This window comes from Pseudomonas sp. B21-012, assembly GCF_024749305.1.
In the GTDB taxonomy this organism is placed as follows: Bacteria; Pseudomonadota; Gammaproteobacteria; order Pseudomonadales; family Pseudomonadaceae; genus Aquipseudomonas.
Genome location: NZ_CP087197.1, coordinates 5923563 through 5935759 on the forward strand (window position 1 = coordinate 5923563; position 12197 = coordinate 5935759).

Below are 12197 nucleotides of genomic sequence, written 5' to 3' on the forward strand. Positions count from 1 at the left end.
CCCTTCAAACTCAAGATTTCAATGCTTCGGCCAGTTTCGCGATTTTGCCGCGAACCGAGCCATCGATTACCAGGTCGCCGGCGCGGATCACGACACCACCGATAAGGGAGGCGTCCTCCGTCGCATGCAGGCGCACTTCCCGGCTGAGCCGTGCACTGAGAACCTTGGCGAGTTTGTCTTGCTGTTCTTGGTCCAACGCAAAAGCACTAGTGACTTCCACGTCCACGGATTTCTCTTGTTCAGCCTTGTACAGGTCGAACAAAGCCGAAATCTCCGGCAACAGCAGGAGACGGTCGTTTTCCGCGGCAACATGAATGAAATTCTGTGCCTGTGCATCGAACTTGTCACCGCACACGTCAATAAACGTGGCGGCCTTTTCTGCGCTCGTCAGTCGCGGGGCCTTGAGCAGGCGCTGCATCGTGTCGTCTTCCGACACTGCAGCAGCCAGGCCGAGCATGGCTGACCAATTGGCCAGTTGCTGATGGGCCTGGGCGTGCTCAAAGGCCGCCTTAGCGTAAGGTCGGGCCAACGTGGTCAGTTCTGCCATGATCGCCCTCGCTTAAATTTCAGCGGCCAGTTTATTAACCAGCTCCGCATGCGCGTTTTGATCGATTGTGGCGCCAAGGATCTTTTCAGCACCGCCGACAGCCAGCAGACCCACTTGGGCACGCAGGGCGTCTTTGACACCGTTAATTTCCTGTTCGATCTCGGCCTGAGCCTGAGCCTTCACACGGTCAGCTTCGACGCGGGCCTGATCACGGGCTTCCTCGACGATCTGAGCACCGCGCTTCTTGGCTTGCTCAATGATTTCGGCTGCCTGAGCTTTCGCTTCGCGCAGTTGCTGACCCGCTTTGTCTTGGGCCAACTCCAGGTCGCGAGCTGCTCGGTTGGCAGCGTCCAGTCCATCCGCGATCTTCTTCTGACGTTCTTGCAATGCCGCGATGACCGGAGGCCACACGAACTTCATGCAGAACAGCACAAAAATGAAGAACGCAACGGACTGACCAATCAGGGTTGCATTAATGTTCACGCCAACACCTCGCTCGTTCTTTGTCCATCACACCAAACCACTCGAGAATTCGAGTGATTAGCCGGCGATTTGACCAACGAAGGGATTAGCGAAGGTGAAGAACAGAGCGATACCAACACCGATCATGGTTACGGCGTCGAGCAGACCGGCAACGATGAACATTTTAACTTGCAGCATTGGAACCATCTCTGGCTGACGAGCAGCGCCTTCCAGGAACTTGCCGCCCAGCAGGCCGAAACCAATGGCGGTACCCAGAGCACCCAGGCCGATCAGCAGAGCAACAGCGATAGCGGTAAGACCAACTACAGTTTCCATCTTTCCTCCCGACTTTTACGTCGTATTGGTTAGGTTTTTTAGTTTGAAGCGGTAAAACAAAATCGTTTGGTACAGCTGCCCTTGCGGACTTTTTCGACCCTCCCCCGTGCTGGCGGAAGGGTCATCAGACACGCCAGGCGGTCTTAATGGTTATCTTCGTGAGCCATCGACAGGTAGACGATGGTAAGCATCATGAAGATGAACGCTTGCAGGGTGATGATCAGGATGTGGAACACAGCCCACGCCCACTGCAGCACCACGCCCAGGCCGCTGAGCCAGAGCAGGCCGCTGCCGAACATCACGGCAATCAGGATGAACACCAGCTCGCCGGCATACATGTTGCCGAACAGACGCAGGGCCAGCGAGATTGGCTTGGCAATCAGGGTGACGAATTCGAGCAGGAAGTTGACCGGAATCAGCAGGATCTGAACGAAGATGTTCTTGCTGCCGAACGGGTGCAGGGTCAGTTCGCCGAGGAAGCCGCCGATGCCCTTGACCTTGATGCTGTAGAAAATGATCAGGGCGAACACGCTGAAGGCCATGGCCAGGGTCGCGTTCGGGTCGGTGGTCGAAACGGCACGGAACGGAATGTGCGGATCACCGGAGATCAGGATGGCCAGCTGTGGAATCCAGTCGACCGGGATCAGGTCGACGGCGTTCATCAGGAAGACCCAGACGAAAATGGTCAGCGCCAGTGGGGCGATCACCGGGCTGCGGCCGTGGAAGCTGTCCTTGACGCTGCCGTCGACGAACTCAACCAGCACTTCTACGAAGTTCTGCAGGCCGCCAGGCTGGCCGGAAGTCGCCTTCTTGGCTGCCATGCGGAACAGGAATACGAACAGCAGACCCAGTGCGACCGACCAACCCAGGGTGTCCAGGTGGAAAGCCCAGAAGCCCATTGCCTTGGCTTCTGCTGCGGAATGGGCAAAGCCCCAACCGCCGTCTGGTAGTTGACCGAAGGTCAGGTTCTGCAAGTGGTGCTGGATATAGCCCGAAGCGGTTTCTGCTGCCATGGTTGCCTCAAACGCCCTAAGGTCTCGAAAGTCTTATATTCATCAGCAGGGGCGCGAACCAGCTGACCAACTGGGTCAGCAGAAAGACACCGAAGACTGCTAACGGCGCCAATGGCTTCACTCCTGCAAACGTCAGTGCAAAAAGCACTGCCGTCAAAATCAATTTGCCTGCCTCGCCAGCGTAGAACGACTTGACGATGGCCTGCGCTGCCCTGGCTCCGGTATACCGAAAAGCCTTCCAGGCGAAATACACATTCGGCAGCCAGGCAATCAGCCCTCCGCAGAGTGCCGAATATCCACTGACCGCCCCGTGCCACTGCCACAACGCCAAAGTTGCCAGCAGAAACACGACACATTGAGCCAACAGTACCGGAAAAACCGCCCAGCGATGGAAAGGCAAGCGGTTTGGCGTGCGGGTTTCCATCACAACTGCTCCTCGAAAGTCGACCAACCAGTCAGCTATGACTTGGCATAATTTGTGCCGACAAAATGCGCGCAGAGTATAGGGGCGGTTTAACCCCTATTCAACTGCCGGGTAGTGATTTCCGACTGCGCGCTACAAAAGGAATTGTTTCAGCGGATGTGAGCAAGCACACCTTGCAACTCATCTAGTGAGTTGTAACGGATAACTAACTGACCCTTGCCCTTGTTGCCGTGGCGAATCTGTACGGCCGAGCCCAGGCGCTCTGCCAGACGCTGTTCAAGGCGGGTGATGTCCGGGTCCGGCTTGGCAGGTTCTGCAGCCTCTGGCTTGCCGTTGAGCCACTGGCGAACCAGTGCTTCGGTCTGGCGTACGGTCAGGCCGCGTGCGACAACGTGACGCGCCCCGTCGACCTGCTGTTCATCCGGCAATCCGAGCAATGCCCGGGCGTGACCCATCTCCAGATCGCCGTGGGACAGCATGGTCTTGATCACTTCCGGCAACGAGATCAGGCGCAGCAAGTTGGCCACAGTAACCCGCGACTTGCCCACGGCATCGGCGACCTGTTGCTGGGTCAGCTGGAACTCCTGCTGCAGGCGCTGCAGGGCAATGGCCTCTTCCACCGGGTTGAGGTCTTCGCGCTGAATGTTCTCGATCAGGGCCATGGCGATGGCCGCTTCATCGGGCACATCGCGGACCATGGCCGGGATGGTGTCCATGCCGGCCTGCTGGCTCGCGCGCCAGCGGCGTTCACCGGCGATGATCTCGAATTTGTTGTCGGCGATCGGGCGCACCACGATCGGCTGCATCACGCCCTGGCTCTTGATCGAGTGGGCGAGTTCTTCCAGTGCCTGCGGGTCCATGTCCCGGCGCGGCTGGTACTTGCCGCGCTGGATCAGGTCGAGCGGCAGGTGTTGCAGTTCCTTTTGGTCGACCTGGACAGCCTGCTCTTCGAGCGCGCTGACGGTCGGACCACTGAGCAGTGCATCCAACCCACGTCCGAGACCCCGTTTCTTAACGGCCATGCGGATTCCTTAAGTTGTCTGTGCAGTGCGGGTTTGACGACGTTGGCGACGAACCAGTTCCCCGGCCAGGGCCAGGTACGCCAGGGCGCCACGCGATTGCTTGTCGTAGGCCAGGGCCGGCATGCCGAAGCTCGGAGCCTCGGCCAGGCGGATGTTGCGTGGAATCACGGTGTCGTACAGCTGGTCGCCGAAGTGTTCCTTGAGCTGCGCGGACACATCGTTGATCAGGCTCAGGCGCGGGTCGTACATGGTCCGCAGCAGGCCTTCGACCTTGAGCTGCGGGTTCAGGCGCTCGCCGATCCGCTTGATGTTATCCACAAGGTCGCTCAAGCCTTCCAGGGCAAAGTATTCACATTGCATCGGAATGATCACGCCATCGGCGGCGACCAGGGCGTTGAGGGTCAGCATCGACAGCGACGGCGGGCAGTCGATCAGGATGTAGTCGTAATTCTCGCGGATCGGCGCCAGCGCGGTGCGCAGGCGGCTCTCCTTCATCTGCATTTCCAGCAGAACCACTTCGGCAGCGGTCAGGTCGCGGTTGGCCGGCAGCAGTTGATAGCCGCCGTGCTCGGAGAAGTGCATGGCCTGGGCCAGGTCGCATTCGCCGATCAACAGGTCATAGACCGAATGTTCCAGGACGTGTTTATCCACACCGCTACCCATGGTGGCGTTGCCCTGTGGATCGAGATCGATCAGCAGCACGCGGCGCTTGGTTGCCACCAGCGATGCTGCGAGATTGATACAGGTGGTGGTTTTGCCCACACCACCTTTCTGGTTCGCGATAGCGAATACCTTAGCCATTCTTGCTTGTGTTCCCAATCATGCCGTGCGGCGCAGTATCAGCAGATGGCGTTGGCCTTGGCAACCCGGAACGGTCAAGGCCTGCTCGCTATCCACTCTGAAATCTGCCGGCAATGCTACCAGCTCATCGGCAGGATGCAGCCCTTTCATTGCCAGCCACTGCGTCTGGGCGTCGCCGAGGTGGCGCGTCCAGTTGGTGAAGTTCTCCATGCTGCTGAAAGCACGGGAAACAATTCCGGTGAAAGGCAGCTCCGGTTGGAACTCCTCGACCCGCTTGTGGATAACTGTGAGGTTATCCAGTTTGAGCTCCAGCTTTACCTGGGTCAGGAAGCGGGTTTTCTTGCCATTGCTGTCGAGCACCGTGACTTGCTTGTGCGGATGCAGGATAGCCAATGGAATGCCCGGCATGCCACCGCCGCTGCCGACATCCAGCCAGCGCTCGCTGTGGATAAACGGCATGACGCTGAGGCTGTCGAGCAGATGGCGGGACACCATTTCGTCCGGATTGCGCACGGCGGTCAGGTTGTAGGCCTTGTTCCACTTGATCAGCAAGGCCAGGTAGGCCAGCAGTTGTGCATGCTGGGCCTCGCTCAGCTCGACACCGAGCTGGCGGGCGCCTGTGGACAACTCTTCGGCGTGTTGAGGGGTGACCTGAGAACTCAAGCGCTTTGCTCCAACTCGCGGCCTGCGCCGCGTTTTTTCAGATGAATCAGCAACAGGGAAATCGCCGCCGGGGTCACGCCGGGGATACGCGAAGCCTGGCCCAGGGTCTCGGGCCGGGTCTGGCCGAGCTTGCCCTGGATTTCCTTGGACAACCCGGAAATACCGCTGTAGTCGATATCGTCGGGCAGGCGGGTGTCTTCGCTGGCGCGCAGCCGGGCGATTTCTTCCTGTTGCCGGTCGATGTAGCCGGCGTATTTGGTTTTGATCTCGACCTGTTCGGCCACTTGTGGGTCGATATCCGAGCCGCCGGTGACTTCCATCAGCCCGGCGTAATCGATTTCCGGACGGGTCAGCAGGTTGAGCAGGTTGTATTCATGGCTCAAGGGCGTGCCGAATTTTTCGGCAATGGCCTGGCCTTGCGCGGTGTCCGGGCGTACCCAGGTGGACTTCAGGCGCTGCTCTTCCAGGGCAATGCCTTCGCGCTTGGCGCTGAATGCGGCCCAGCGCGCGTCATCGACCAGACCCAGCTCGCGGCCTTTTTCGGTCAGGCGCAGGTCGGCGTTGTCTTCGCGCAGGATCAGCCGGTACTCGGCCCGCGAAGTGAACATGCGGTACGGCTCCTGGGTACCCAGGGTAATCAGGTCGTCAACCAGCACACCGATGTACGCCTCGTCGCGACGCGGGCACCAGCTTTCACGACCCTGGGCGCGCAACGCGGCGTTGGTCCCGGCGAGCAAACCCTGCGCGCCGGCTTCTTCGTAGCCGGTGGTGCCGTTGATCTGGCCGGAAAAGAACAGGCCGCCAATTACCTTGGTTTCCAGGCTGTACTTGAGGTCGCGCGGATCGAAGTAGTCGTACTCGATGGCGTAGCCAGGACGCACGATGTGGGCGTTTTCCATGCCGCGGATCGAACGCACGATCTGCAACTGCACATCGAACGGCAAGGATGTGGATATCCCGTTCGGGTACAGCTCGTGGGTGTTCAGGCCTTCTGGTTCGATGAAAACCTGGTGGCTTTCCTTGTCGGCGAAGCGGTGGATCTTGTCTTCGATAGACGGGCAGTAGCGCGGGCCGATGCCTTCGATGACGCCGGAGTACATCGGCGAACGATCGAGGTTCGAGGCAATGATCTCGTGGGTACGGGCGTTGGTATGGGTAATCCAGCAGCTGACCTGACGCGGGTGCTGTTCCTTGGAGCCCATGAACGACATTACCGGAATAGGCGTATCCCCCGGTTGCTCGGTCATGACCGAGAAATCCACCGAGCGACCATCGATGCGTGGCGGCGTACCGGTTTTCAGCCGGCCGACACGCAGCGGCAGTTCACGCAGACGGCGCGCCAGGGCAATCGAGGGTGGATCGCCGGCACGGCCACCGGAGTAATTCTGCAAACCGATGTGGATAAGTCCACCGAGGAAGGTGCCGGTGGTCAATACCACGGAGTCGGCGAGAAAACGCAGACCCATTTGTGTCACCACGCCGCGTACCTGGTCCTGCTCGACGATCAGGTCGTCGCACGACTGCTGGAATATCCACAGGTTGGGCTGGTTCTCGAGAATCTCGCGCACCACCGATTTGTAGATGGCGCGGTCGGCCTGGGCGCGAGTAGCGCGCACGGCCGGGCCTTTGCGGTTGTTCAACACACGGAACTGGATACCGCTCTTGTCAGTGGCCAGTGCCATGGCACCGCCGAGCGCATCGATTTCCTTGACCAGGTGGCTCTTGCCGATGCCACCGATGGCCGGGTTGCAACTCATATGACCGAGGGTTTCCACGTTGTGGGTCAGCAGCAGGGTTTTTACACCCATGCGTGCAGACGCAAGCGCAGCCTCGGTACCGGCATGGCCGCCGCCGATGACGATCACTTCAAAACGGGAAGGGAAATCCACCACGCACCTCGTGCCTGTTTCGGGAATAGATAGGGATAACGCACAAGTATAGGGACTTACCCCCCTCTAAAGGAACCTTTTGCACAAAATTTAACCAGGCTGTGGATGAATGGCGTGCAATAGAAATTAAAAGAGAGAAATTTATTAAAGCTTTGTTTTTATGTTTATTCTTAGTCAGCCACCTTTCTGTGGATAAGGCTCTACAGGCCTTTATTTACCTTATGTACAGAGATTCAAAACCCTGTGGTCTACCGGGCATGAGCGTTCTGGATAAGCGCTTTAAGCCTGTGGATGAAATGGCCAGTTACCCACAAGCGCAGTTATCTCCAGCTTTGAAGGCCAGTTATCAACGGAGCTGAAGGTGGGTTTTCCACAGGGCTTATTTCAGAGAATTGTGGATAGACACGCAGGAGTGAGTACAGCACGAGCACTGTGGCTGTACTGACCAGGAGAGAGGATTGGTGAAAATTTGATGCTGCAGCCGGGTCCGTTGCAGACCCGGCTGTGGATAACGACCTTTACTTGCCGATGCAGAAGCTGGAGAAGATTCGCCCGAGCAAGTCATCGGAGCTGAAAGCCCCGGTAATTTCACCCAGGGCCTGTTGTGCCTGGCGTAGATCCTCTGCCAGCAGCTCACCCGCACCGGCCAGGGTCAACTGCGCACGACCGTGCTCCAGGTGCGCGCTAGCCTGGCGCAATGCCTCCAGATGGCGCCTGCGGGCGCTGAAGCTGCTTTCGGCAGTCTGTTCATAACCCATGCAGGCCTTCAGGTGCTCGCGCAGCAGCTCCAGGCCCATGTCGCTGTCCTTGGCACTGAGGGTAATGGTGACGTGGCCATCTTCGCTCTGCTCCATGGCAATGGCTTCGCCGCTCAGGTCAGCCTTGTTGCGAATCAGCGTGACCTTGGCCGGATCCGGACGCAGATCGAGGAATTCCGGCCACAGGGCAAACGGATCACTGGCTTCCGGCGCTGTGGAATCCACCACCAGCAACACCCGGTCGGCTTCATTGATGGCCTTGAGGGCGCGCTGCACACCGATCTTTTCCACATGATCGTCGGTGTCGCGCAACCCGGCGGTGTCGACCACGTGCAGCGGCATACCGTCGATGTGGATATGTTCGCGCAGGATGTCGCGGGTGGTACCGGCGATATCGGTGACGATCGCTGCCTCGCGACCCGCCAATACGTTAAGCAGGCTCGACTTGCCGGCATTCGGCCGGCCGGCAATCACCACTGTCATGCCGTCACGCAGCAAGGCGCCCTGCCCGGCTTCACGCTGCACTGTGGATAAATTATTGCGTACGTCATCAAGCATGCTCAGCACATGACCGTCGGCAAGAAAGTCGATTTCTTCCTCGGGGAAGTCGATCGCAGCTTCCACGTAGATGCGCAGGCTGATCAATTTCTCCGTAAGGTTATCCACACGACGGGAAAATTCGCCCTGCAGCGAGCGCAAGGCATTACGCGCCGCCTGTGTAGAACTGGCTTCGATCAGGTCGGCGATTGCCTCGGCCTGGGCCAGGTCGAGTTTGTCATTGAGGAACGCACGCTCGCTGAATTCACCCGGGCGCGCCAGGCGGCAACCCAGTTGTACACAGCGCTGCAGGAGCATATCGAGCACCACCGGGCCGCCGTGGCCCTGCAGCTCCAGCACGTCTTCACCGGTGAAAGAGTTGGGCCCGGGGAAAAACAGCGCGATGCCTTCATCCAGCACCAGGCCATCTTCCGCGCGGAACGGGCCGTAATGGGCGTGCCGCGGTGTTAGCGGTTTTCCACAGATGGCCAGCCCGGCTTGTTTGGCCAGAGGCCCGGATAGCCGCACGATCCCCACACCCCCACGTCCCTGGGCGGTAGCGATGGCGGCAATGGTTTCACGCACAGTGTTCATGCTCGAAGGCCTCACGACAAAAACGACAGATAGCAAAACGCCCCACGAGGGGGCGTTTATCCACAGGTTAGCTGGCTAACCCGTCAAGCAGCGGCTTTCTTGGTAGCCTTTTCGATGCTGCGGGTGATGTACCACTGCTGTGCGATCGACAGGCAGTTGTTCACAACCCAGTACAGCACCAGACCTGCAGGGAACCACAGGAAGAAGAAGGTGAAGATGATTGGCATCAGCTTCATCACCTTGGCCTGCATCGGATCCGGCGGAGTCGGGTTCAGCTGCTGCTGGATGAACATGGTTGCGCCCATGATGATCGGCAGGATGAAGAACGGATCCTTGATCGACAGGTCAGTGATCCAGAACATCCACGGCGCCTGACGCATCTCGACGCTTTCCAGCAGAACCCAGTACAGCGAGAGGAAGACCGGCATCTGCACCAGGATCGGCAGGCAGCCGCCCAGCGGGTTGATCTTCTCTTTCTTGTACAGCTCCATCATGGCTTGCGACATTTTCTGCCGGTCATCGCCATGCTGCTCTTTGAGGATTGCCAGTTTCGGCGCAACGGCACGCATGCGCGCCATCGAACGGTAGCTGGCAGCCGACAGCGGGAAGAACAGACCTTTGATCAGCATGGTCAGGACGATGATCGACCAGCCCCAGTTGCCGAGCAGGCTGTGGATATGTTGCAGCAGCCAGAAGATTGGCTGGGCAATGAACCACAGGATGCCGTAGTCGACGGTCAGTTCCAGACCTGGGGACAACTCTTTGAGCTTCTCCTGGATCTTGGGACCGGCATACAGCATGGTGCTGGTTTCGCCTTTGCCACCAGCGGCAACGTTCAGTGCCGGGCCGGTGAAACCGATGATGTAGTTGCCCTGGCTGTCTTTACGGGTCTGAACGATGTTGTTGTCAGACTTGTTTGGAATCCAGGCAGTTACAAAGTAGTGCTGCAGCCAGGCAACCCAGCCGCCGGTAACATTTTCTTTCAGATTTCCCTTGTCGATGTCTTTCATCGACACCTTTTTGTAGGGCTCCGAACTTGTCCACAGGGCCGCACCGAGATAAGTCGCGGTACCGGTTGCGGTGCTCGAGGAAGGATCCGAGCTCGCGTCGCGCTTGAGTTGCGCGAACAGGTTACCGGTCCAGGGCTGGGCGCTCTGGTTGTCGATCAGGTAGGTGACGGTCAGGTCGTACTCACCGCGCTTGAAGCTGAAGCGCTTGATGTAGTTGACGCCGGCATCGCTGAACTTCAGGTCGACGACCAGTTGGTCCTGACCATCGGCCAGTTGGAAACTTTTCTGATCAGCGGCATACAGCGGACGGCCGGACGAACGCGCATCCGGGCCGTTGGCGCCAGTCAGACCGCTCTGTGCCAGGTAAGTACGCTCGCCACCGTTGTCGAACAACTGGAACGGAATGTCCGGATGATCCTGGCGGCGTGGGTATTTCGGCAGCGTCAGCTGGGCGATATCACCACCGTTTGGATCGATAGCCAGATCGAGGACATCAGTCTTGACCCGAATCAGGTCCTTGCTGACCACTACCGGGGCAAGTTCTGCTGGGCTGGATTCAGCGTTGGCGCTCGGTACATCGGCGCTGGCGCCAGTGTTACCGGCCTGCGCGGTGTCCGGCAGGGCCGGGGCAACGTTGCTGGCAGCAGTATTCTGAGTCGGCAGGGCAGCCTGGCCATAGTCCTGGTTCCAGTTAAGGACCATGACGTAGGACACGATTGCCAGGGCGACGATCAGGATCGTGCGTTTAATATCCATGATTACTCGGCTATCGAAGAAGTACGGGAAGAGGAGGCAGGTGGAACCGGGTCAAAACCACCGGCATTCCACGGATGACAACGCCCCAGGCGACGAACGGTAAGCCACCCGCCGCGTAAAAGGCCATGTGTTTCGATGGCTTCGTACGCATAGCAGGAGCAACTGGGGTAGAAACGACAGTGACTGGCCATCAGTGGACTAATGGCATAGCGGTAAAACTGGATCGGAACGAGCGCCAGTTTACGCATCTTGACTGTCTACCCCCACAGAGTCGGTGTTAACCACTGGAGCGGGCCGACTGCGTGCAAGGCGCTTCCAGAGCTTGCCAAAATGTTGGTGCAATTCTGGGTTTTCAATCTCGCCCAACCCTTTGCGCGCGACGATCACGATATCCCAACCAACAAGCGAATGCTGGTTCAGGCGAAACGAATCGCGCATCAGGCGTTTCAGGCGATTGCGTTGAACGGAGAGCTTGACGCTCTTTTTCCCGATCACAAGCCCCAGGCGGGGATGATCAAGACCGTTCTCGCGAGCAAGGATCAGCAGGCATTTCCCTGGAACCTTGCCGGTTGGGGAGTCGAAGACCGCTTTGAAGTGTCGGGGAACAAGCAGACGCTTTTCCCGACTGAAGTCCTGACTCACCACCAGTGCCGAAAAATCAAACTGCCAGGCGCTTACGGCCTTTGGCACGGCGACGCGACAGAACGGCACGACCGTTCTTGGTGGCCATACGGGCACGGAAACCGTGAGTGCGAGCGCGCTTGATGGTGCTTGGTTGGAAAGTACGTTTCATGGCGTGTTACCTGGTTCGTCGACAACGGGCCGGAATGGCCCCCGTTTTAAGAGACCGGCGATTCTAGAGAAAGCAGGGCCGTAGGTCAATTTCCAACCAGCTTTTCCTTATGGACGGAAAATCGGCTTCGTTCCAGGCACCGCTCGGGGTGTGCTGACAGGTTGCGAGTAACGGATCACTTAAACATAGAAAAAAAGAGAGGACTTATTTAAAGCTTTTTAGTGAATCTTATAAAGCTTATGTGGAAGATTTCTGTGGATAACACGCTACAGCCCTTTAAATATAGTATGTACAGAGAAAAGAAACTCTGTCGAGAAGAGGTGCTCTGACTGTGCTGTAGCCTCGGAAAAGCTGTGGATCAAATGGCCTGTTATCCACAGGCGGGTTATCCACCGATTTCGACCCCCAGTTGTGCAAAGACCTCAGGGGCGGTTATCCACAGGGCTTATTCACAAGCTCAAAACGACATTTTGGTCACTAAACTGCTGATTTATCGCCATCCTCAACGCAGCTGCATGTGGATAACTGCGCTGGCGCTGGGTACAATGGGCGCTTGTTTTTGCCTCACCGGCTTTCAACTCAGGGGATATCC

The 12197-nt window shown here is 58.2% G+C and carries 14 protein-coding genes; all 14 read right to left on the bottom strand.

Annotated elements, in window-relative coordinates; translation table 11 throughout:
• Nucleotides 1-10 precede the first annotated feature (10 nt).
• The 14 genes from LOY37_RS27315 to rpmH all read right to left on the bottom strand — a co-directional run bounded on the left by LOY37_RS27315 (nucleotide 11) and on the right by rpmH (nucleotide 11605).
• Entirely contained in the window at nucleotides 11-547 is a 537-nt protein-coding gene (locus LOY37_RS27315) for a F0F1 ATP synthase subunit delta (protein WP_045199409.1), read from the bottom strand.
• Between the two features lie 12 nt (nucleotides 548-559).
• Nucleotides 560-1030, bottom strand: coding sequence for a F0F1 ATP synthase subunit B (locus tag LOY37_RS27320; protein WP_010222733.1), 471 nt, complete (start codon nucleotides 1028-1030; stop codon nucleotides 560-562).
• 57 nt (nucleotides 1031-1087) lie between these two features.
• Entirely contained in the window at nucleotides 1088-1345 is a 258-nt protein-coding gene (gene atpE, locus LOY37_RS27325) for a F0F1 ATP synthase subunit C (RefSeq protein ID WP_003097235.1), read from the bottom strand.
• 143 nt (nucleotides 1346-1488) lie between these two features.
• Complete coding sequence (gene atpB / locus LOY37_RS27330) at nucleotides 1489-2358, bottom strand: F0F1 ATP synthase subunit A (protein WP_045199403.1); 870 nt, start codon at nucleotides 2356-2358, stop codon at nucleotides 1489-1491.
• A gap of 16 nt (nucleotides 2359-2374) precedes the next feature.
• A complete protein-coding gene (locus tag LOY37_RS27335; protein ID WP_010222722.1) occupies nucleotides 2375-2782 on the bottom strand; it encodes a F0F1 ATP synthase subunit I in 408 nt (135 codons plus the stop codon).
• A 149-nt stretch (nucleotides 2783-2931) separates the two neighbouring features.
• Complete coding sequence (locus LOY37_RS27340; protein ID WP_045199401.1) at nucleotides 2932-3804, bottom strand: ParB/RepB/Spo0J family partition protein; 873 nt, start codon at nucleotides 3802-3804, stop codon at nucleotides 2932-2934.
• Between the two features lie 9 nt (nucleotides 3805-3813).
• Nucleotides 3814-4605 carry a ParA family protein gene (locus tag LOY37_RS27345; RefSeq protein ID WP_010222720.1) on the bottom strand — a complete coding sequence of 264 codons (792 nt, stop codon included), beginning with the start codon at nucleotides 4603-4605 and terminating at the stop codon, nucleotides 3814-3816.
• Between the two features lie 18 nt (nucleotides 4606-4623).
• Nucleotides 4624-5268 (bottom strand): 16S rRNA (guanine(527)-N(7))-methyltransferase RsmG, encoded by a 645-nt coding sequence (rsmG, locus tag LOY37_RS27350; protein ID WP_045199399.1) that lies wholly within the window; start codon nucleotides 5266-5268, stop codon nucleotides 4624-4626.
• Entirely contained in the window at nucleotides 5265-7157 is a 1893-nt protein-coding gene (gene mnmG, locus LOY37_RS27355; protein WP_258716085.1) for a tRNA uridine-5-carboxymethylaminomethyl(34) synthesis enzyme MnmG, read from the bottom strand. The genes rsmG and mnmG overlap by 4 nt, the downstream gene beginning before the upstream one ends.
• Nucleotides 7158-7675: 518 nt before the next feature.
• Nucleotides 7676-9046, bottom strand: a complete 1371-nt coding sequence (mnmE, locus tag LOY37_RS27360; RefSeq protein WP_093377774.1) for a tRNA uridine-5-carboxymethylaminomethyl(34) synthesis GTPase MnmE — start codon at nucleotides 9044-9046, stop codon at nucleotides 7676-7678.
• Between the two features lie 83 nt (nucleotides 9047-9129).
• Nucleotides 9130-10812, bottom strand: coding sequence for a membrane protein insertase YidC (yidC, locus tag LOY37_RS27365; RefSeq protein WP_045199395.1), 1683 nt, complete (start codon nucleotides 10810-10812; stop codon nucleotides 9130-9132).
• 2 nt (nucleotides 10813-10814) lie between these two features.
• Nucleotides 10815-11060 carry a membrane protein insertion efficiency factor YidD gene (gene yidD / locus LOY37_RS27370; protein WP_080764817.1) on the bottom strand — a complete coding sequence of 82 codons (246 nt, stop codon included), beginning with the start codon at nucleotides 11058-11060 and terminating at the stop codon, nucleotides 10815-10817.
• Nucleotides 11053-11457: a ribonuclease P protein component gene (rnpA, locus tag LOY37_RS27375; protein ID WP_213604342.1), complete on the bottom strand. Its 405-nt coding sequence runs from the start codon at nucleotides 11455-11457 to the stop codon at nucleotides 11053-11055. Before rnpA ends, yidD begins: the two co-directional genes overlap by 8 nt.
• Nucleotides 11458-11470: 13 nt before the next feature.
• Nucleotides 11471-11605, bottom strand: a complete 135-nt coding sequence (gene rpmH / locus LOY37_RS27380) for a 50S ribosomal protein L34 (protein WP_002551315.1) — start codon at nucleotides 11603-11605, stop codon at nucleotides 11471-11473.
• Nucleotides 11606-12197 lie beyond the last annotated feature (592 nt).